At 73.5% G+C, this 19,348-nt stretch carries 20 protein-coding genes; 1 reads left to right on the plus strand and 19 read right to left on the minus strand.

The features are described 5' to 3' along the window. Positions 1–987 precede the first annotated feature (987 nt). Positions 988–1,260, plus strand: coding sequence for a hypothetical protein (locus tag ACIQGZ_RS19015; protein ID WP_402603130.1), 273 nt, complete (start codon positions 988–990; stop codon positions 1,258–1,260). Between the two features lie 162 nt (positions 1,261–1,422). On the opposite strand, the gene ACIQGZ_RS19020 is transcribed toward ACIQGZ_RS19015, so the two are convergent. The 19 genes from ACIQGZ_RS19020 to ctaD all read right to left on the minus strand — a co-directional run bounded on the left by ACIQGZ_RS19020 (position 1,423) and on the right by ctaD (position 19,280). Continuing rightward, positions 1,423–1,560 (minus strand): hypothetical protein, encoded by a 138-nt coding sequence (locus ACIQGZ_RS19020; protein ID WP_402603131.1) that lies wholly within the window; start codon positions 1,558–1,560, stop codon positions 1,423–1,425. Next, complete coding sequence (locus tag ACIQGZ_RS19025) at positions 1,557–2,405, minus strand: hydrogenase maturation protease (RefSeq protein WP_402603133.1); 849 nt, start codon at positions 2,403–2,405, stop codon at positions 1,557–1,559. Before ACIQGZ_RS19025 ends, ACIQGZ_RS19020 begins: the two co-directional genes overlap by 4 nt. Continuing rightward, entirely contained in the window at positions 2,402–3,511 is a 1,110-nt protein-coding gene (locus ACIQGZ_RS19030) for a hypothetical protein (protein ID WP_402603135.1), read from the minus strand. Before ACIQGZ_RS19030 ends, ACIQGZ_RS19025 begins: the two co-directional genes overlap by 4 nt. Continuing rightward, the gene (locus ACIQGZ_RS19035) at positions 3,511–4,218 is read right to left on the minus strand and encodes a DUF6084 family protein (RefSeq protein WP_402603136.1); all 708 of its coding nucleotides are present in this window, start codon (positions 4,216–4,218) and stop codon (positions 3,511–3,513) included. The genes ACIQGZ_RS19030 and ACIQGZ_RS19035 overlap by 1 nt, the downstream gene beginning before the upstream one ends. A 70-nt stretch (positions 4,219–4,288) precedes the next feature. Next, the gene (locus tag ACIQGZ_RS19040) at positions 4,289–4,498 is read right to left on the minus strand and encodes a hypothetical protein (RefSeq protein WP_402603138.1); all 210 of its coding nucleotides are present in this window, start codon (positions 4,496–4,498) and stop codon (positions 4,289–4,291) included. Next, a complete protein-coding gene (locus ACIQGZ_RS19045; protein WP_402603412.1) occupies positions 4,495–5,163 on the minus strand; it encodes a DUF5947 family protein in 669 nt (222 codons plus the stop codon). The genes ACIQGZ_RS19040 and ACIQGZ_RS19045 overlap by 4 nt, the downstream gene beginning before the upstream one ends. A gap of 5 nt (positions 5,164–5,168) precedes the next feature. Next, complete coding sequence (locus tag ACIQGZ_RS19050) at positions 5,169–5,738, minus strand: NifU family protein (protein WP_402603139.1); 570 nt, start codon at positions 5,736–5,738, stop codon at positions 5,169–5,171. Between the two features lie 10 nt (positions 5,739–5,748). After that, on the minus strand, positions 5,749–7,527 hold the full coding sequence (locus ACIQGZ_RS19055; RefSeq protein ID WP_402603140.1) for a nickel-dependent hydrogenase large subunit: 1,779 nt from the start codon (positions 7,525–7,527) through the stop codon (positions 5,749–5,751). 28 nt (positions 7,528–7,555) lie between these two features. Then, complete coding sequence (locus ACIQGZ_RS19060) at positions 7,556–8,611, minus strand: hydrogenase expression protein HypE (protein WP_402603141.1); 1,056 nt, start codon at positions 8,609–8,611, stop codon at positions 7,556–7,558. A 228-nt stretch (positions 8,612–8,839) separates the two neighbouring features. Beyond that, the gene (gene hypE, locus ACIQGZ_RS19065; protein ID WP_402603414.1) at positions 8,840–9,829 is read right to left on the minus strand and encodes a hydrogenase expression/formation protein HypE; all 990 of its coding nucleotides are present in this window, start codon (positions 9,827–9,829) and stop codon (positions 8,840–8,842) included. A 97-nt stretch (positions 9,830–9,926) separates the two neighbouring features. Beyond that, positions 9,927–11,054 (minus strand): hydrogenase formation protein HypD, encoded by a 1,128-nt coding sequence (gene hypD, locus ACIQGZ_RS19070; RefSeq protein ID WP_402603143.1) that lies wholly within the window; start codon positions 11,052–11,054, stop codon positions 9,927–9,929. Continuing rightward, positions 11,051–11,356: a HypC/HybG/HupF family hydrogenase formation chaperone gene (locus ACIQGZ_RS19075; RefSeq protein ID WP_402603144.1), complete on the minus strand. Its 306-nt coding sequence runs from the start codon at positions 11,354–11,356 to the stop codon at positions 11,051–11,053. Before ACIQGZ_RS19075 ends, hypD begins: the two co-directional genes overlap by 4 nt. A gap of 127 nt (positions 11,357–11,483) precedes the next feature. Continuing rightward, entirely contained in the window at positions 11,484–13,853 is a 2,370-nt protein-coding gene (hypF, locus tag ACIQGZ_RS19080; protein ID WP_402603146.1) for a carbamoyltransferase HypF, read from the minus strand. A 7-nt stretch (positions 13,854–13,860) separates the two neighbouring features. Continuing rightward, the gene (gene hypB / locus ACIQGZ_RS19085) at positions 13,861–14,712 is read right to left on the minus strand and encodes a hydrogenase nickel incorporation protein HypB (protein ID WP_402603147.1); all 852 of its coding nucleotides are present in this window, start codon (positions 14,710–14,712) and stop codon (positions 13,861–13,863) included. Beyond that, the gene (gene hypA / locus ACIQGZ_RS19090) at positions 14,696–15,091 is read right to left on the minus strand and encodes a hydrogenase maturation nickel metallochaperone HypA (protein ID WP_402603149.1); all 396 of its coding nucleotides are present in this window, start codon (positions 15,089–15,091) and stop codon (positions 14,696–14,698) included. The genes hypB and hypA overlap by 17 nt, the downstream gene beginning before the upstream one ends. A 191-nt stretch (positions 15,092–15,282) precedes the next feature. Next, positions 15,283–16,191, minus strand: coding sequence for a DMT family transporter (locus ACIQGZ_RS19095; RefSeq protein ID WP_402603150.1), 909 nt, complete (start codon positions 16,189–16,191; stop codon positions 15,283–15,285). 79 nt (positions 16,192–16,270) lie between these two features. Beyond that, positions 16,271–17,224 (minus strand): DMT family transporter, encoded by a 954-nt coding sequence (locus tag ACIQGZ_RS19100; RefSeq protein WP_402603151.1) that lies wholly within the window; start codon positions 17,222–17,224, stop codon positions 16,271–16,273. 32 nt (positions 17,225–17,256) lie between these two features. Then, the gene (locus tag ACIQGZ_RS19105) at positions 17,257–17,646 is read right to left on the minus strand and encodes a cytochrome c oxidase subunit 4 (RefSeq protein ID WP_402603153.1); all 390 of its coding nucleotides are present in this window, start codon (positions 17,644–17,646) and stop codon (positions 17,257–17,259) included. Further along, positions 17,643–19,280, minus strand: a complete 1,638-nt coding sequence (gene ctaD / locus ACIQGZ_RS19110) for a cytochrome c oxidase subunit I (protein WP_402603416.1) — start codon at positions 19,278–19,280, stop codon at positions 17,643–17,645. Before ctaD ends, ACIQGZ_RS19105 begins: the two co-directional genes overlap by 4 nt. Positions 19,281–19,348: the final 68 nt, after the last annotated feature.

Below are 19,348 nucleotides of genomic sequence, written 5' to 3' on the forward strand. Positions count from 1 at the left end.
CGGGTTGCTCGCGCAGTTCCCCGCGCCCCTGAGAGGGACTCTGAGCCGAGGAACCACGCGCGGGAGGGGGTGACTGCGCGTTGAAGGAGCGCTGCGGGGGTGCCGGGTTGCTCGCGCAGTTCCCCGCGCCCCTGAGAGGGACTCTGAGCCGAGGAACCACGCGCGGGAGGGGGTGACTGCGCGTTGAAGGAGCGCTGCGGAGGTGCGGGGTTGCTCGCGCAGTTCCCCGCGCCCCCGCAGGGGGCCCAGGGCCGAGAAGCCACGCGGAGAGGGGGTGACTGCGCGTCGAAGGGGTGCCACGGGGGTGCGGGGTTGCTCGCGCAGTTCCCCGCGCCCCTGAAGGGGACTCTGAGCCGGGGAGCCACGCGCGGGAGGGGGTGACTGCGCGTTGAAGGAGCGCTGCGGAGGTGCGGGGTTGCTCGCGCAGTTCCCCGCGCCCCCGGACGGGGAGCCCAGGGCCGAGGAACCACGCGCGGGAGGGGGTGACTGCCCGTCGAAGGGGCGCCACGGGGGTGCGGGGTTGCTCGCGCAGTTCCCCGCGCCCCTGAAGGGGACTCTGAGCCGAGGAACCACGCGTGAGAGGGGGTGACTGGCCGTCGATGGGGCGCTGCGGAGGTGCGGGGTTGCTCGCGCAGTTCCCCGCGCCCCTGAGAGGGACTCTGAGCCGGGGAGCCACGCGCGGGAGGGGGTGACTGCCCGTCGAAGGAGCGCTGCGGGGGTGCCGGGTTGCTCGCGCAGTTCCCCGCGCCCCTGAGGGGGTGCCGGATTTGCGGGACCTGAATGGTGGTCGGGTCGGGGATTCACTCGTTAGAGCGGGGGCCCGGTGGGGTGGGGCCCGGGTGGGAGCTGAGGGGGCGTCGGGGACTCAGCCGATCGGACGCCGCAGCGGGAACCCGGACGGCTCCCTGCGGATGCGGGCCCTTCAGGACCCGGCCTAGCGTCAGACATGTCGGGGGAATTTCCGAACAACACATGAGGTGACTAAAAGTGTCCAAGCGCATCGCGCGGGCTGCCGCCATCGTGACCCTTGCCGTGGCGTCGTCCGTGGTCTCGCTCGCCGGCACCGCGTCGGCCAACCCCGAGTCCTCCTACTCCTACCGTGGCGGCGGCCACGACGACTGCAACGAGGGCCACGGCCGCCACGAGGAAGGCCGTCGTCACGAGGAGCGCCGCGACATTCGGCGTTTCGACTCGCGTCGTGAGAACTTCCTCCTGGGCAACTTCGCCAGCTTCGGTGACCACGCGGTCATCGTCTTCTGACGGTTCGCCCATGCAGGGGCCCGGAGGCAGCCGCCTCCGGGCCTCTCTCACACCCCGGTGCCTGAAGGTGTCTCACCCACGAGCACCGGCGGACACCCGAGCACACCCGAGCACACGCGACGGCCGCCCGGCAGGTGCCGGGCGGCCGTCGGGGCAGCGGGGTCACATGGTCTCGATCTTGATGTACCGCCAGGTGTCGGGGGTCTGCACGATCAGCACCGCCACGGTGACGGCGGCCAGTACGCCCACCGTGAGGCGCACCGCCAGCGGCGGGATGTAAAGGTGGATGCCGTTCTTCATCGGATGCTTCCTTCCGCTGGGGCGGGCCGCGCCGCCGTTCGGTTGCGCAGTTCGGCGAGGAGGTCGCTGACGACCGCCTCCACCAGGGGTACGGCCTTGGCGACCGCCTCCCGTACCGGGGCGCTCAGGCCGGGGGTGACCTCGGGTTCCTCGCCGCTGGGGCAGGACTCCGGCTCGCAGCCGACGATCAGCACCCGGGGCAGTGCGCCGTCGGAGAGGCGGCGGGCCAGGGCGAGCACCTTGACCGGGTCCATGCCGTGCGCCTCGGGGGCGGCCCCGGCGGCCTCGCCGAGGTCGGGTTCGATGACGTGCAGGGTGCCTGGCGGTCGGCCGCGCGGGGCGGCGTCCACCAGTACGGCGGCGTCGTAGCCGTCAACCAGGGCGTACGCCAGGTCCATGCCCCGGATGCCGAAGTCCGCGACGTGCACGCCGGGCGGCAGCGGGCGGTCCAGCAGCGCGGCGGCGACCTCGGGCCCGAAGGCGTCGTCGCCCAGGAAGATGTTGCCGACCCCCGCCACCAGGACGCGCGGCTCGGGCCGGCCGCCACCGTCCGGCGAGCCGAGCGGTTCCAGCTCGTCGGGGGCGAAGAAGAAGCGGTGCGCGATCTGGGTGCCGCTGCCCAGGTCGCGGCCGGGGTCGCCGTCCAGCAGCACCGCGACGTGGGTGCGGCCCTCCAGGTCCTCCTCCACGGTGGCGACCTCGGCGGTCCGCCCGGTGAGGGCCAGGTCGAAGATGTCGGAGCGGTGGTGCGGCCTGAGCCGCACCCGGCTGCCCCGGCGGACCGGGACGCCGTCCACGGTGACCGCGCGATCGGCGGGGCCGGTGGGCTGCTGCCCGGTCGTCATGCGTCCTCCAGCGGTCGCTGCGAGCGGATGGCACCGTGCAGCGCCATCAGGTCGTCGGGGGTCAGGGCGGCGCAGCGCTCCAGGATCTCGCGGCCCCGGGGGTCGCTGGCCGCCATCTCCTGCTGCTCCTCCTCGGACATGCTGAGCACGCTGAGGATGAGCAGCTGGTCGATCTCGGTGCCGTCGAAGAGGTCACCGGGGCTCTCCGGGGCGATCCGGGGGTGGTCGTACAGGGTGATCGGTGAGGAGAGCACGGTGTGGCCGAAGGTGCCGCCGCCGGGCGGCCGGTCGCCGTCGTCGTCGCCCGCCAGGACCGGCCAGGCGCCCTGGTTGCGGCAGGCGGCGGCGGCTTCGCGCAGCCGCTCGGGCGGGTCGGCCAGCGAGGCGAAGCGGCCGTGTGCGGTGTGCAGCACGGTGTGGCTGGAGAGGAAGGCGTACCGGGACGCCTCCTCGCGGGCCCGGCCGGTGCCCGGGTCGGCGGGGGTCGGGCAGCGGGTGGTGTTGGCGATCCGTACCGTCAGCCGCAGGGTGGTGTCGCCGATCCGCTCGGCGGTGGTCGTGACGGTGCCGGTCAGCGGCTGCCAGCTGCGCTCCAGTACGCCGGCGGGCCGGCCGTCCCGGTCGGTGAGCTGTTCGCGGTCGGTGCCGCCGGGGAGGTCGAGCGGGGTGGTGCGGTGGCCGGCCAGCAGTGCGGCGGCGGTGGTGGGCGGCAGGTCGGTGCGGCGCTCGGTGGCCTCCTGCCAGCTGACGTGGCGGCGGCCGTCGACGGTGAGGGAGTCGACCGGTTCCAGGCCGTGCGGGCCGGGGCGCAGCACGGTGCGGTCGACCAGGTGCAGGAAGCGGACGCTGACGGCCAGGTCGAGGCCGGCCCAGGGGTCGGCCCTGCGGTCGGCCCTGCGGTCGGTGCCGGGGTCGGTGCCGGGGTCGGCCTCCAGCAGGACCTGGGTCCGCATCACCGCGTCCTCGCCCAGCGCGTCGGCGCAGGAGCGGGGGTAGACGCCGCCGAAGGTCCAGCGCTGGCGGTTCTTCAGGGTGGAGCGGCGGTAGGGCCAGAGCAGGTAGCCCTCGTACAGGCAGGTGCGGACGATCTTCTCGACGGTGTCCATCAGGCTCCTGCCGTGTCGGTGCGGATGCCGGCCCGGTCCAGGTCGAGCAGGGCGCGGGCGGTCTCGTCCCAGCCGCTGAGGGCGTGCTGGGCGCGGTAGGCGTCCAGGCGGTCGTAGCAGTCGCGGGAGAGCCGGACCCAGCCGCCGTCCGCGCCGTGGCAGCGGGTGGTCTCCTGCCAGAGCGCGGCGGGCAGCCGGTAGGTGGTGTCCTTGGCCCAGGAGATCTGCGCGGTGCGCAGCCGGCCGTCGGCGGCGCTGTGGAAGACGGTGCCGCTGAACAGGAAGTCCAGCGGCACGTCGCCTTCCTGTACGGCGCGGAAGTACTTGGTGACGGCGAGTTCGATGTCATGGCCGCACGGCACCGGGAGCACCACCGTGGTCCGCTCGTCGAAGGGCGGCACGACGGTGGTGGTCTGCGCCCAGCTGAGCGGGCGGATGCCTTGGGCCCAGCGCTCGGGGGTGCCGAAGACCTCGGCCAGGCGCTCCTGGGTGGCGCGGTCGTGGCGGCGGCGGGCCGGTGCGATCCGTACGACGGTGGTGAGCAGCACGGATCGGACCGGCCCGCCGCCGGTTCTGGCGATGGCCAGCTGGAAGTCCAGGGTGGGGACGGCCGTGAAGGGCGCGGGTCGGGCGCCGGTGACGGTGAAGGTGAGGTCGGGACTGCGGTGCCCGGGGGTCACCGGGGTCGCGGCGTGCGGCTCGGTCACGGTTCGTCTTCCCTGGGTGCGGTGCTGGAGCCTGGGTGCGGTGCTGGACTCTGCTTGCTGCGGTGCCGGGTCAGGCCGGGGAGAGGTTGGGCATGCCCGGCAGGATCGGGTTCTTGTGCCGGTCGCCGATGCCGGTGGAGCGCCGGGCGGTGGAGGTGCCGTCGGGGTGGTGGCCGGGCTGCCGCTTGGAGTTGCCCTCGTGGTTGCCCTGCCGGATGCCGGAGATGTGCGCGGGGAAGTCCACGCGGACGTCGGGCTTGCCGACCTTGATGTCGCTCATGTCTGCTGCTCCTTGCCGTCGAGCCGGTCGAAGAAGTCGTCGAGGTGCGGATGGACGTCGGGGCCGCCGCCGAGGCCCTTCCAGTGGGTGCGGACGATCGCGGCGAGCCGGTAGCAGTCGTCCAGCGGCAGCAGCCAGTGGCGGCGGGCGCCGCCGGTGCGGTCGACCAGCAGCGCCTCCACGTCGTCGGCCAGCTCCCGCAGGACCGGGTTGGCCCGCTCCAGTTCGGCCCAGGTCTGCGGCTCGACACTGGAGCGCAGGGTGCCCAGCGGACTGGGGTAGCGGGCGGTGATCCCCCCTTCGCCCGCTTCCCCGCCGGTCGAGGAGCGGACGAAGAACGCCAGGTCGACCGGGACGCCGAGTGCGGCCCAGAGCAGGTCGTCCAGCGCCAGGCCGTCGAGCCGGACCCTGCGGTCGGGCAGCAGCCGGTAGTGGCCGCCGCCCGCCGCCTCGCGGTCGAAGAGCAGGGCGCAGGCCCGGCAGGCGCAGGAGACCTCGTCGGCGGAGACGTCCAGCAGGTGCCCATGGGCGGGTGGCAGCGGTTCCGCGCACAGGTCGCAGCGCTCCTGCGCGTCGCGGGCGCCGCCGGGTCGCGGCGGCGGGTCGGGCGGGTCGGGGCGCCGGGCGATCCGGCGCAGCCCGGGGGTGGTGTACGCGGTGATCATCGCGGTCACCCGGTTCCGGCGACTTCGGCGCGGCGTACCCCGCTGAACAGGGCGTCCACCGTGATCAGCGGCTGCGGCGCGGCGTCCTGGACGGTCTCGACCCGGTCGATCTCGGGGGCGAGCCGGAGCACGGCGGCCTCCACGGCGGCGGTGAGGGCGGCCCTGGTGGAGCCGCAGCCGCCCTGGGTGCCGGGCAGCCGTACCCGGGCGGTGCCGCCGTCCACGCCGAGCAGTTCGGGGGCTTCGCCGCCCCGGCCCTGGGGGGCGGCGGCCTCGGCCAGGGCCCGGCGGACCCGCTGGTCGACCGGCTGCGGGTGCAGGTCGTGGACCAGCAGCAGGTGGCCGACCAGTTCGTCGTCGGCCAGCCGGTCGGCCAGCTCCGCCGCCGTGCTCTCCGGGTGTCCGGTGATCCGCTCCATGATGCGGGCCAGGCATTCGCCGTACAGGTCGACCAGTGCCTCGGCCGTCTCGGCGGCCCGGGTGCGGGCCGCCTCGTGCGGCAGCTGGTCCAGGGTGCTGAGCAGGGTCTCGACCCGGCTGACATGCTCGCGGGTCCGGTCGTCGTCCCAGGTCATCGCTGCCGCCTCAGGCCCGAGCGCCGAAGGTCGGGGAGTGGAAGCGTTCCAGGGTGCGGCCGCCGCCCAGGTACATGTGGACGCCGCAGGGCAGGCAGGGGTCGAAGCTGCGGACGGTGCGCATGATGTCGATGCCCTTGAAGTCCTCCGGCCCGTTCTCCTCGAAGATGGGCGTGCCCTGGACGGCGTCCTCGTACGGTCCGGGGGTGCCGTAGGAGTCGCGGGGGCTGGCGTTCCACGGGGTGGGCGGGTAGGGCTGGTAGTTGGCGATCTTGCCGCCCTTGATCACCAGGTGGTGGGAGAGCACGCCGCGCACCGCCTCGTGGAAGCCCACGCCGATGGCCTCCTCGGGCACCTTGAAGTCCTCGAAGACCTGGGTGCGGCCGGCCCGGACCTCGCCGAGCGCCTGCTCGCAGAAGTACAGCGCCATGGCGGCGGCGTAGGCGACGAAGTACATCCGGGCGCGGTTGCGCTCGATGGTGTTGGGGAACGGCGGCGGGGTCCACTCCAGGTTTGCCTCCGCCGTGGCGGGGGTCTTGGGGAGGTCGATCCTGACCGAGTGGCCGGTGGAGCGGACGTACGGGGTGTGGACCCGGTCGGCCAGCGCGGTGGCCCACAGCCGGGCGATCGGTCCGCCGCCGGTGTCCAGCGCCAGGTGGTCGCCGGACCGCTTGTCGTACCAGCGGGGGCTGACCACCCAGCTGTACTTGCCGCCGTCCAGGTCGCGCCGCTGCGGGGCGGGCAGGGTGGTCTGGTTCCACGGGTGGCGCTGGTCGATCGGGTTGCCGAGCGGGTCCTCCTTGACGAAGGTGTGCTCGTCGGCCCAGTCCTTGTAGTAGGAGCTGCCGAGCAGGATGCGCATGCCGAGGTTGATGTCGACCAGGTCGGTGGTGACCAGTTGGTTGTCCACGATGATGCCGGGGGTCACGAACATGGCGTTCCCCCACTCGTTCATGTGCCGGTAGTCGTAGTCGACGACCGCCGGGTCCTGGAAGGAGCCCCAGCAGGCGAGCAGGGTGCGGCGCCGGCCGACCTCCTCGTAGCCGGGCAGCGCCTCGTAGAAGAAGTCGAAGACGTCGTCGTTCATGGCGACGGCCTTCTTCACGAAGTCGACGCAGCGCATCAGCCGCACCAGGTAGTCGGTGAACAGCTGCGGGGTGGCCACCGTGCCGACGCCGCCGGGGTAGAGGGTGGAGGGGTGGACGTGCCGGCCCTCCATCAGACAGCACATCTCCCGGGTGAGGCGGCTCATCTGGAGCGCGGCCTTGTACATCTCCCCCTCGAAGGGGTTGAAGGACCGCATGATGTCGGCGACGGTCTTGTAGCCGTGCAGATGGCCGCGCGGCGCGGCGGTGGTCTCGGCGCGGGCCAGCACGCCGGGGTTGGTCTCCTTGACCATGCGTTCGCAGTAGTCGACGAAGACCATGTTGTCCTGGAAGATCGTGTGGTCGAACATGAACTCGGCGGCTTCACCGAGGTTGATGATCCAGTCGGCCAGCGGCGGCGGCTTGACGCCGTACGCCATGTTCTGCGCGTACACCGAGCAGGTGGCGTGGTTGTCGCCGCAGATGCCGCAGATGCGGCTGGTGATGAAGTGCGAGTCCCGGGGGTCCTTGCCCTTCATGAAGACGCTGTAGCCGCGGAAGACTGACGAGGTGCTGCGGCACTCCACGACCTCGCGGTTGGCGAAGTCGACCTTGGTGTAGATGCCGAGGTTGCCGATGATCCGGGTGATCGGGTCGAAGGCGACCTCGGTCAGCTCACGTGCGCCCGGCTGGGTCGTTGTCACAGGTGGGTCCTCTCTCCCGGCCCAGCACTCAGCCGACCGGCCAGCGCGGCGCGTAGCCGCTGGTGAGCTCGGAGCGGTTGTGCCGCCACTTGGGTTCCTTGTTGACACTGCGGTTGGTGATGGAGCGCATGGCGCGGATGAACGGCCCGTAGGCGGTCATCAGCGCCGAGGAGAGCGAGCCGCCGGGCGGCTCGTCCATGAACGGCATGAACTTGTCGGGGAAGCCGGGCATGGTGCAGCCGATGCAGATGCCGCCGACGTTGGGGCAGCCGCCGACGCCGTCCATCCAGCCGCGCTTGGTGACGTTGCAGTTGACCACCGGCCCCCAGCACCCCACCTTCACCTGGCACTTGGGCGAGTTGTAGTCCTTGGCGAAGTCGCCCTGCTCGTAGTACGCGGCGCGGTCGCACCCCTCGTGGACGGTCTTGCCGAACAGCCAGGTCGGGCGCAGCTGCTCGTCCAGCGGGATGGTCGGGGCCAGCCCGGCGGCCTGGTGGAGGACCCAGAGCAGGGTCTCCATGAAGTTGTCAGGCTGGACGGGACAGCCGGGCACATTGACGATCGGCAGCCCGCCGGCCGAGCGGAAGTCCCAGCCGAGGTAGTCGGCGAGCCCCATGCAGCCGGTGGGGTTGCCGGCCATCGCGTGGATGCCGCCGTAGGTGGCGCAGGTGCCGATCGCGACCACCGCCCAGGCGCGGGGGGCCAGCCGGTCGAGCCAGTCGTTGAGGGTGATCGGCTCGCCGGTCTCCGGGTCGTTGCCCATGGAGGTCCAGTAGCCGTCGCCGTTGATGTTCTCGTTGGGGATGGAGCCCTCCACCACCAGGATGAACGGCTCGGCCAGCTCGCCGCGTGCGGCCCGGTGGAAGATCTCCAGGTAGCGGTCGCCGGTCTCGTACGCGAGCACCTTGTTGTGCAGGTTCACCTTGGGCAGGCCGGGGATCGCCCCCAGCACCACGTCCTCCAGGCTGGGCAGTGACGCGGCCGTCACCGACACCGTGTCGCCGTCGCAGCTCATCCCCTCGGAGGTCCACAGGATGTGGACCTCGTCGAAGGGCGGCGTCTTCAGTTCAGAACTCACGGGCAAGTCCCTTCTGCGGCCGCCGTCGGGCGGGCCGCCGCCGATGGGCCTCGGCGGCGGTGGCGCCCGTGGATGCACCCGGCGCCACCTGGAGCACTTCTGCCCGCCGTACCGCGTTGATGCGGTGGCGGCCGGCGGTTCACCCGGTCGGACGTGCGGACCGGCCGGCCCGTGGGGCCTTCCGGTCCGCAGATCCTCCGGCCCGCAGATCCTCCGGCCGGCAGATCCGGCCGGTCAGCAGATCCGGGGCAGCTGCTCGCCCAGCGGCAGGTCCACGATCCGGGTGCCGCCCAACGCGGTGCGGGCCACCACCATCCCCGGGTGGTCCGCGACGCACTCCCCGATCAGCGCCGCGCCCCGGCCCTGCGGGTGGGCGTGCATGGCGGCGAGGACGGCGTCGGCCTGCTCGCGGGGGACGAAGGCCACCAGGCGGCCCTCGTTGGCGACGTACAGCGGGTCCAGGCCGAGCAGGGCGCAGGCCGCGGCGACCGGGTCGGGCACCGGCAGCCGGCGCTCCTCCAGCACCACCCCGGTGCCCGAGGCGGCGGCGATCTCGTTGAGCACCGCCGCGACCCCGCCCCGGGTGGCGTCGCGCAGGGCGTGCAACTGCGGGGCGGCGGCCAGCATCGCCTGGACCAGGCCGCTCAGCGGCGCGGTGTCGCTCTCCACCTCGGCGCCGAACTCCAGCCCCTCGCGGACGCTCATGATGGCCACGCCGTGCCGGCCGATCGGACCGCTGACGATCACCGCGTCGCCGGGTGCGGCGCGCTGCGGGCGGATGTCGACGCCCGGCGGCACCAGGCCGATGCCCGCCGTGTTGACGTACACGCCGTCGCCGTGCCCGGCGTCCACCACCTTGGTGTCCCCGGTGACGACGGTGACGCCCGCCGCGCTGGCGGCCGCGCCGATCGCCTCGGCCACCCGGCCGACCACGGCCAGCTCGGTGCCCTCCTCCAGGATGAAGGCGCAGGAGAGGTACGCCGGGACGGCGCCGCTCATGGCCAGGTCGTTGACGGTGCCGTTGACGGCCAGGTCACCGATGGAGCCGCCGGGGAAGAACAGCGGCCGCACCACATAGGAGTCGGTGGAGAAGGCGATCCGGGCGCCGCCCAGGCTCACCGTCGCGGAGTCGGTGAGGGCCGCCAGCTCGGGGCTGCCGTACGCGGGCGCGAACAGGTGCCGGACCAGCTCGGCGGAGAGCGCCCCGCCGCCGCCGTGCCCCATCACCACCACCGGGTGGTCGCGCAGCGGCAGCGGGCAGCTCCAGGCGGTGAGATCCGGCTGCGGTGCCGGTTCGGGCTTGGGGGTCAGGTCGAGGGTGTCAGCCAACGGGGGTCGCCTCCTGGGCGGGCCGCGCCGCGTGGTCCAGGCGGCGGTAGAGGTAGTAGGCGGCGCAGGCGCCCTCGCTGGAGACCATGGTGGCGCCCAGCGGGGTGCGCGGGGTGCACTGGGCGCCGAAGGCGGCGCACTCGTGCGGCTTGAGCAGCCCCTGCAGCACCTCGCCGCTGCGGCAGAGCGCGGACTCCCGGGTGGTGATGCCGCTGACGCCGAAGCGGTGCTCGGCGTCGAAGTCCCGGTACGCGTCGGAGAGCCGCCAGCCGCTGCCGGGGATGACGCCGATGCCGCGCCAGGCGCGGTCGGTGACGGTGAAGACCTCCGCCAGCATCCGCAGCGCCGCCGGGTTGCCGGCCGCCTGGACGGCCCGGGGGTAGGCGTTCTCCACCCGGTGCTCGCCGCGCTCCAGCTGGTGGACGGTGCGGCGGATGCCCTCCAGGATGTCCAGCGGCTCGAAGCCGGTGACCACGATCGGCACCCGGTACCGCTCGGCCAGCGCCGGGTACTCCCCGGTGCCCATCACGCTGCACACATGCCCGGCGGCCAGGAACGCCTGCACCCGGCAGCGCGGCGACTGCATGATCGCCTCGATGGCGGGCGGCACCAGGACGTGCGAGACCAGCAGGCTGAAGTTGTCCACGCCCAGCCGCCGGGCCTCGTGCACGGCCATCGCGTTGGCCGGCGCGGTGGTCTCGAAGCCGATGCCGAAGAAGACCACCTGCCGCCCGGGGTGCTGCCGGGCGATGGCCAGCGCGTCCAGCGGCGAGTACACCACCCGTACGTCGCCGCCCGCGCTCTTGACCCGGAAGAGGTCCCGGTCGGTGCCGGGCACCCGCAGCATGTCGCCGAAGGAGCAGAAGACCACGCCGGGCCGGGAGGCGATCTCCAGCGCCTTGTCGATCACCTCCAGCGGGGTGACGCAGACCGGGCAGCCGGGGCCGTGGATCAGCTCGATGCCCTCGGGGAGCAGCTGGTCGATGCCGTGCCGGATGATCGAGTGGGTCTGGCCGCCGCAGACCTCCATCATCGCCCAGGGGCGGGTGGCGGTGGCGTGGATGTCGTCCAGCAGCCGCCTGGCCAGGTCGGGGTTGTTGAACTCCTCCAGGTACTTCATCGTGCGCCCTCCTCGGCCGCCACCGCTCGGCCCGCCTCGGCCGCCGCGCGGCCCCAGGCGTCACCGAACTCCTCCTCCAACACGCCGAGCTGCTCGAACAGCTCCAGCGTGGCGCGGGCCGACTCCTCGTCCAGCCGTTGCAGGGCGAACCCCACGTGCACGATGGCGTAGTCGCCCACCTCGATCTCGGGCAGGTAGGCGAGGCAGACGTCCTTCACCACGCCGCCGAAGTCGACCTGGGCCATCCGGGTACCGTCGCGCTCCTCAATGCCGACCACTCTGCCGGGCACTGCCAGGCACATGGCTGTCCTCCTTCGTTCGTCTGGGTACGTCTGCTGTTCGCCCGCTGTCCGTCCGCTGTCCGTCCGCTGTCCGCCTGCTGTCCGTCCGGGTCCGCCCGGGTCCGCCCGGGTCCGCCGGCGGCGGCGGTCAGGGCGCCGCGATCCGGGCCGCCACCACCGCCTGGCCGAGCGCCAGCCCGCCGTCACCGGCCGGGACGACGCGGTGCCGCAGCACGGTGAAGCCGTCCTCGGCCAGCGCGGCGGCGCACGCCTGGTCCAGCAGGGCGTTGCCGAAGACGCCGCCGGAGAGCGCCGCCGTGCCCACCCCGGTCTCCCGGCGGGCGGCCCGGCAGACCGCGCGCACCGCCGCCGCGACACCCCGGTGGAACCGGGCGGCGACCACCGCCGCCCCGGCCCCGGCCCGCAGGTCGTCCACGGCCGCCCGGAGCACCGGCGCCGGGTCGAGCAGCATCGGCTGCCCGCCGGCGGGCGGCGTCGGCCGCAGGCCGAAGGCGTAGCCCGGCCCGGGGTCCCCGGCGGTCAGCGCGGCCGCCTCCAGCTCCACGGCGGCCTGCGCCTCGTACTGCGAGCGGTGGCAGACCCCCGCCAGCGAGGAGACCGCGTCGAACAGCCGGCCCATGCTGGACGTCGGCGCGCAGCCGATCCCCCGCTCCAGCTGGCGGCCGAGCACCCGCAGCTCGTCGGCGGTGCAGGCGGCGACGCAGGGCAGATCGCCGTCCCACGGCAGTCCGGCGGCCCGCAGGTGCGACAGCGCCATCCGGCACGGGTTGCGGACGGCCGCGTCACCGCCGGGCAGCGGTACGTAGCGCAGCTGGGCCAGGCGGCGGTAGCCCGCGTAGTCCGCGAGCAGCACCTCGCCGCCCCAGACCGCGCCGTCGTCGCCGTAGCCGGTGCCGTCGAACGCCACCCCGATGACCGGGGCGGTGCCGTCGCAGCCGTTCTCCGCCATGGCGGCGGCGACATGGGCGTGGTGGTGCTGCACCAGGGCGAGCGGGTGGCGGTCGGCGGCGCGGCGGCGGGCCCACTGGGCGGAGCGGTAGCCGGGGTGGCGGTCGGCGGCCAGCACGGCGGGGGTGACGCCGGTGAGCATCCGCAGATGGCGCTCGGCCCGTTCGAACGCCTTGAGGGTGTCCAGGTCGCCCATGTCGCCGATGTGCGCGGAGAGCCAGGCGGAGCGCCCCTCGGCCAGGCAGAGGGTGTTCTTCAGATCGCCGCCGACGGCGAGCACCGGCCGCACCGGCACCGGCAGCTCGATCCGGCCGGGGGCGTAGCCGCGCGAGCGGCGGATCGGCATCGGGCGGCCGTCGGCCCCGGCGCGGACCACGGAGTCGTCGCAGGAGACCCGGATGGCCCGGTCGTGCCAGAGCCAGGCGTCGGCCAGGCCCGCCAGCCGGTCGCGGGCCTCCCGGTCGTCGATGACCAGCGGCTCGCCGGAGCGGTTGCCGCTGGTGACGACGAGGACGCGGGGGCCGGGCGGGTCGCCGGGCAGGCCGAACAGCAGCCGGTGGACGGGGGTGTACGGCAGCATCACGCCCATGTCCGGGCTGCCGGGGCAGACGGCGGCGGCCAGGCCGTCGGGGGTGCGGCGGCGCAGCAGCACGATGGGGCGGCGGCGGCCGGTGAGCAGGTCGTGCTCGGCGGGGCCGATCCGGCCCAGGGTGGCGGCGGTCTCCAGGTCGGCGGCCATCACGGCGAACGGCTTGCCGCCGCGTGCCTTGCGGCGGCGCAGCTCGGTGACGGCGGCCTGGTCGGCGGCGTCGCAGACCAGGTGGTAGCCGCCCAGGCCCTTGACCGCCAGCACCGCGCCCGTGGTGAGCAGCCGCCGGGCGTGGGCGAGTGCCTGGTCGCCCTCGCGCTGCGGGGCGCCGCCGGGCGGGTGGCTGAGCGTCAGCCGGGGGCCGCAGGAGCGGCAGGCCAGTGGCTGGGCGTGGAAGCGGCGGTCGGCGGGGTCGGTGTACTCGGCCGCGCAGCGGGGGCACATCGGGAAGGCGGCCATGGTGGTGGTGGCGCGGTCGTACGGCAGTGCGGTGACGATGGTGAAGCGGGGTCCGCAGTGGGTGCAGGAGATGAACGGGTGCCGGTGGCGGCGGTCGCCGGGGGCGGCCAGCTCGGCCAGGCAGGCGTCGCAGGTGGCGATGTCCGGCGGTACCAGGGTGCGGCCCTCGCCCGGCTGCGAGGCGAGGATGGCGAAGCCGGTGGCGCCGCGTACCGGCTGCGGCTCATGGCTGACGGAGGTGATCTCGGCGAGCGGCGGGGCCTGGGTGGCCAGGCGGCGGCAGAAGTCCTCGACGGCGGGCAGCGGGCCCTCGACCTCGGTGACCACTCCGGTCGGGCCGTTGGCGACCTGCCCGGCCAGTCCGAGTTCGGCGGCCAGGGCGTGGACGAAGGGGCGGAAGCCGACGCCCTGGACGACGCCGCGTACGGTCACCCGGCGCCGGACCGGGCCGGCCGGCGGCCGGGCGGCGGTGGCCAGGGCCGCGCTGCGCACCGTGTCCACGGCCGGGCTACCGGGCCGCTGCGGCGGGCGCGGGGGTGGGGTGGGTGTGGCCGTGCCCGGCGTCGTGCGCGTGGGTGTGGCCGTGCCCGGCGTCGTGCCCGTGGTCGTGGTCGTGCCCGTGCCCGTGGTCGTGGGTGTGCCCGTGGTCGTGGGTGTGCCCATGGGCGGCGTGCTCACCGGCCAGCGGCGGGCGGTGCACCGGGGCTCCGTCGCAGACGGCGTGCACCCGGTCCCACAGCTCGGCCACGCCCTCGCCGGTGCGGGCGGAGGTGCGCAGCACCTGGACGCCCGGGTTGACCCGGCCGACGTTCCGGGTGAAGGCGTCGTCGTCGAAGCCCACCGGCTGCGCCAGGTCGGCCTTGGTGAGGACGACCAGGTTGGCCAGGCCGAACGCGGCCGGGTACTTCACCGGCTTGTCCTCACCCTCGGTCACCGACATCAGCGCGATGCGCAGGGTCTCCCCCAGGTCGTAGGAGGCCGGGCAGACCAGGTTGCCGACGTTCTCCACGAACAGCGCCCTGGTGTCCTCGGGCAGCCAGCCGTCGAGGTGGGCGCGCATCCGGTCGGCCTCCAGGTGGCAGAGGCCGCCGGTGAGCACCTGCTTGACCGGCACCCCGGAGCGGGCGAGCCGGCGGGCGTCGTTCTCGGTGGCGAGGTCGGCGGTGATCGCGGCGACCGGTACGCCGAGTGACCGGGCGTGGCCGAGGACGAGTTCCAGCAGCGCGGTCTTGCCGCTGCCGGGGCTGGAGAGCAGGTTGACGGCGATGGTGCCGCGTGCTGCCAGGTCGGCGCGGAGTGCGGCGGCCAGGTCGTCGTTCTTCGCCAGGACGGACTGCTGTAGGTCAACGACGCGGCACATCGGCGGCCGCCTCCTCTTCGTGGGGGGACTGCGGGTCGGCGAAGCGGACGCCGGTCAGCTCCAGCTCCCGGCCGGCGAGCACCTCCACGGCGGCACCGTCGCAGTGCGGGCAGTACAGGGACGGCGGCGAACCCACCGGAAAGCCGCTGTCGCACCGGGTGCAGCGGGCCCTGGCGGGCACCTCCTCGACCACCAGCCGGGCGCCGTGCAGCACGGTGCCCTCCTGGGCCACGGTGAAGGAGAACCGCAGGGCTTCCGGCTCGACCCCGGCCAGTGACCCGATCCGCAGCCGCACCTCTTCGGCGCGGTCCGCCCCGTGCTCGCGGGCCAGCTCCTCGACCGCCTCCACGACCGCCACCGCGATGGACAACTCGTGCATGGCGTTGTTCCCGTCCGTGGAGGTCGCTACCTGGTGACGCTACGCAATACTTCTCCCGCAAACCGTCACAGATACGGACGAACTACAGCATCCCACTCGGACAGCGCACACCTTTCCCACCGAGAGCCGCACCCACCCCCCTCCGCACCCGCGAACGCACGATCGAGACCCACCGCTACGCCGGCGGCCGGTCACTCGCGCAGTTCCGCGCGCCCCCGGCCGGGCCGCCCCCCAGCGGCGCCCCGGCCGCCGGAGCCGGTGGGCATCGTCGGGTGGCGGCCCAGGACGAAGACACCGGTCACCACGGCGATGAGCCCGATCACCTGACCGGCCAGCGCCGCCGGGGTGACCCGCAGCCGGTCACCGAGGAAGCCGATGCCGCAGGCGATCCCGGCCAGCGGCTCGGCGGCGGTCAGCGCGGGCAGCGACATCCGCAGCGGCCCCACCTCGAACGCGCTCTGCACCAGCAGCAGCCCGGTGACGGCCACCGCGACGATGGCGTACGGCTCCCAGCTGGTCACCAGCCCGGTGAACCCGGAGTCGCTCCAGATGCCGCTGGAGGTACGGGTCAGCGCGTCCTGCAACCCGTACAGCAGCCCGGCGGCGGCGGCCAGCAGCGGCGGCTCCTTGACGATCTGGAGGTGCCTGGCGACCGCGACCAGGACCAGGGCGGCGCCCACCACCGAGCCGAACACCAGCCAGTGCCGCAGGGCGCTGATCTCCGCGGCCGAGCCGCCCTCCGGGCGGCCCGCGACGATGAAGGCGGCCACACCCCCGCTGAGCAGCAGGACGCCGGTCCAGCCGGACAGGCCGAGCCGCTGGCCGCCGCGCCACCGGGCCAGGGCCATGGCGAAGAGCAGGTTGGTGGCGAGCAGCGGCTCGACATGGGAGAGGTCGCCCCTGGCCAGCGCCAGGACGCTGAAGATCTGGCCCGCCACCATGCAGCCCATGCCCCAGAGCCAGACCGGGATGCGGACCAGGTCGAGCAGCAGCCGGTAGCTGAGCATGTCCGCTTGCGGCGCCTGCTCGGCGGCATGCTGCTGGAGGACGAAGCCCAGGCCGATCAGGCACGCCGCGATCAGGGCGTATGTGTAGAGCACTCCGGAAACACCCCTGTCCGGTACCGGTGTCGAGTGGCATGGGTACCCCGTGGCGGCCGCCGGATACCGCCCGTACCGGTCACCGCCGCGCGCCGCCCGTTCGGCCGCTCTCCGGCTGCCCGGCGTCGGCGGGGCGGCCGGCGCCGCCCTGCTCGGCAAAGGCCGGGGCCCGGGTGAGGACCAGTACGGAGGCCGCCATCAGCACCCCGCCCGCCACCGCCGGCACCAGGTGCGGCAGACCGGTGCGGACCTGCTCGTCGAAGGCGAGGACGCCCCAGAGGATGGACACCAGCGGGTCCGAGAGGGTGAGCCCCGGCTGCGCGGCGACCAGGGTGCCCGCGTGCATCGCGGACTGGAGCAGGAACATCCCCAGCAGCCCGGAGGCGACCATGGCATACAGCGGCCAGCCGGTGAGGACCGCGCCGATCCCCTGGGCGTACCGGTCGGCCATCCCCTTGATGAGCGCAGCGGTGAGGCCGAACTGGCACCCCGCCGCCACCCCGAACGCGGCGGCCCGCCGCCCCGGGCGGCCCAGGCGGCCCCACTGGACGGCCGCCGCCACCACGGCGAGGTTGACCGTGCCGCCGATCGCCCACGCCTGCCAGGCCACGCCGTGCGGGCCGCCCGGCGAGGGCGCGAGGAAGTACAGCAGCGCGGCCAGCCCGGCGGTCATGCCCAGCGACGCCGCCCATTCGCGCCCGTGCAGCCGGGTGCGGAAGACCCGGGAGGCCAGCATCAGGGTCAGCGGCAGCTCGATGACCAGGATCGGCTCCACCACGGAGAGCTGCCCGGCGGCCAGCGCGGCGGCCTGGAGCACGAACCCGGCCGTCACCGCGGCCACCCCGGCGAACCAGACCGGCCGGTGCAGCAGGTCCGCGATCAGCCGCAGCCGCAGGCTGTCCTCGCCCGGCAGGTCCCGGTTGGCCTTGCGCTGGAGCACCGACGCCAGCGCGTTGGCGCAGGCCGCGAGCACGGCGAGGACGTAGACCAGCACTCCCCCCGCCTGCCCGGCCCGGTCGGCGGCATGCGGCACCCGGGAGCACTCGGCCCGCTCGGGCCCCGGTCTCAGCCGGAGCGGCCGTTGAACTCGAAGACGAAGCCGGCCACCCCCGCCGCCACCACCCCGATGCCGAGGACCAGCAGCCAGATGGCGAGCACGATGCCGAGCGCCGTCAGGACGGTGCCGGCGGCGGCCAGCACCGGGTAGGCACTGCGGGGCGGGAAGAAGTCCAGCGGTCCCGCGGTCTCCGCCACCTCGGCGCCCCGGCGGTCCTGCGGGCGCTGCCCGCGCCGCTGGTACTGCACCCAGAAGAAGAAGGCGACCAGGCTGGACATCAGGAAGGAGACCAGCAGCGTCACCGTCCCGGCGGTCTCGTGGGAGAGCCAGCCGTAGACCGAGGCGGTGACGGCGAAGAAGACCGCCACCCCCGTGAAGAGCACCGCCTCGCCCCTCATGAGCCGGACTCCAGCGGCTGCACGGTCGCCACGGCCTCGGGCGTGCCGACCTCGGGGTGGTGCAGGTCGAACGCCGGGGATTCGGAGCGGATGCGCGGCAGCGCGTGGAAGTTGTGGCGCGGCGGCGGGCAGGAGGTGGCCCACTCCAGCGAGCGGCCGTAGCCCCACGGGTCGTCCTCGGTGACCCGGGCGCCGTGCCGGGCGGTGCGCCAGACGTTGTAGAGGAACGGCAGCGTGGAGAGCCCCAGCAGGAAGGCGCCGATGGAGGAGACGGTGTTGAGCGTGGTGAAGCCGTCGGACGCCAGGTAGTCGGCGTACCGGCGGGGCATGCCCTCGGCGCCCAGCCAGTGCTGGACCAGGAAGGTGGTGTGGAAGCCGGCGAAGAGCGTCCAGAAGTGGATCTTCCCCAGCCGCTCGTCCAGCATCTTGCCGGTCATCTTCGGCCACCAGAAGTAGAAGCCGCCGAAGGTCGCGAAGACCACCGTGCCGAAGACCACGTAGTGGAAGTGGGCCACCACGAAGTAGGTGTCCGAGACATGGAAGTCGACCGGCGGCGAGGCCAGCAGCACCCCGGTGAGGCCACCGAAGAGGAAGGTCACCAGGAAGCCCACCGCCCAGAGCATCGGCGTCTCGAAGCTCAGCGAGCCGTGCCACATGGTGCCGATCCAGTTGAAGAACTTCACCCCGGTGGGCACCGCGATCAGGAACGACATCAGGGAGAAGAACGGCAGCAGCACCTGCCCGGTGACGAACATGTGGTGTGCCCAGACCGTCATGGACAGCCCGGTGATGCTGACGGTGGCGCCGATCAGCCCGTAGTAGCCGAAGGTCGGTTTGCGGCTGAAGACCGGCAGGATCTCGGTGACGATGCCGAAGAACGGCAGCGCGATGATGTACACCTCCGGATGGCCGAAGAACCAGAAGAGGTGCTGCCACAGCATGGCGCCGCCGTTGGACGGGTCGAAGACATGGGCGCCGAGCTTGCGGTCCGCCTCCAGACCCAGCAGGGCGGCGGTGAGGACCGGGAACGCCAGCACGCCCATCACCGAGGTGAACAGCACGTTCCAGGTGAAGATCGGCATCCGGAAGAGGGTCATCCCCGGCGCCCGCAGGCAGGTGATGGTGGTGATGAAGTTGACCGAGCCGAGGATGGTGCTCAAGCCCGCGACCACCAGGCCCATCACCCACAGGTCGCCGCCCAGCCCCGGGCTGCGGATCGGCCCGCTGAGCGGCGTGTAGGCGAACCAGCCGAAGTCGGCCGCGCCGCCCGGGGCGAGGAAGCCGCTGAGCACCATCAGCCCGCCGAACAGGAACACCCAGTAGGTGAAGGCGTTGAGCCGGGGGAAGGCCACATCGGGGGCGCCGATCTGGAGCGGCATAATGGCGTTGCCGAAGCCGGTGAAGGTCGGCGTGGCGAACAGCAGCAGCATGATTGTGCCGTGGATGGTGAACAGCTGGTTGTACTGCTCGGCGGTGATCAGCTGGAGGCCGGGCCTGGCCAGCTCGGCGCGCATCAGCATCGCCATCACCCCGGCGGCCAGGAAGAACCCGAACGCGGTCACCAGGTAGAGGTTGCCGATCACCTTGTGGTCGGTGGTCGTCAGCCAGCGTACGACGGCCGAGCCCTGGCGGATGTGCGGCTCCCCCGGGTCCGGCCGGTCCCGCTCCGGCCGGTCGGACGCCTTCTCCACCACCGCCACGG

Source organism: Streptomyces sp. NPDC092296, assembly GCF_044755465.1.
GTDB lineage: Bacteria > Actinomycetota > Actinomycetes > Streptomycetales > Streptomycetaceae > Peterkaempfera.

What these genes read in the sequence shown, in the direction of transcription:
- hypA (WP_402603149.1), bottom strand. Translation starts at nt 15,091, where the DNA reads ATGCACGAGTTGTCCATCGCGGTGGCGGTCGTGGAGGCGGTCGAGGAG.
- hypE (WP_402603414.1), bottom strand. Translation starts at nt 9,829, where the DNA reads ATGGGGCACGGCGGCGGCGGGGCGCTCTCCGCCGAGCTGGTCCGGCAC.
- ACIQGZ_RS19020 (WP_402603131.1), bottom strand. Translation starts at nt 1,560, where the DNA reads ATGAAGAACGGCATCCACCTTTACATCCCGCCGCTGGCGGTGCGCCTC.
- hypD (WP_402603143.1), bottom strand. Translation starts at nt 11,054, where the DNA reads ATGAAGTACCTGGAGGAGTTCAACAACCCCGACCTGGCCAGGCGGCTG.
- ACIQGZ_RS19050 (WP_402603139.1), bottom strand. Translation starts at nt 5,738, where the DNA reads ATGACCTGGGACGACGACCGGACCCGCGAGCATGTCAGCCGGGTCGAG.
- ACIQGZ_RS19025 (WP_402603133.1), bottom strand. Translation starts at nt 2,405, where the DNA reads ATGACGACCGGGCAGCAGCCCACCGGCCCCGCCGATCGCGCGGTCACC.
- ACIQGZ_RS19040 (WP_402603138.1), bottom strand. Translation starts at nt 4,498, where the DNA reads ATGAGCGACATCAAGGTCGGCAAGCCCGACGTCCGCGTGGACTTCCCC.
- ACIQGZ_RS19075 (WP_402603144.1), bottom strand. Translation starts at nt 11,356, where the DNA reads ATGTGCCTGGCAGTGCCCGGCAGAGTGGTCGGCATTGAGGAGCGCGAC.
- ACIQGZ_RS19030 (WP_402603135.1), bottom strand. Translation starts at nt 3,511, where the DNA reads ATGGACACCGTCGAGAAGATCGTCCGCACCTGCCTGTACGAGGGCTAC.
- ACIQGZ_RS19045 (WP_402603412.1), bottom strand. Translation starts at nt 5,163, where the DNA reads ATGATCACCGCGTACACCACCCCCGGGCTGCGCCGGATCGCCCGGCGC.
- hypB (WP_402603147.1), bottom strand. Translation starts at nt 14,712, where the DNA reads ATGTGCCGCGTCGTTGACCTACAGCAGTCCGTCCTGGCGAAGAACGAC.
- ACIQGZ_RS19105 (WP_402603153.1), bottom strand. Translation starts at nt 17,646, where the DNA reads ATGAGGGGCGAGGCGGTGCTCTTCACGGGGGTGGCGGTCTTCTTCGCC.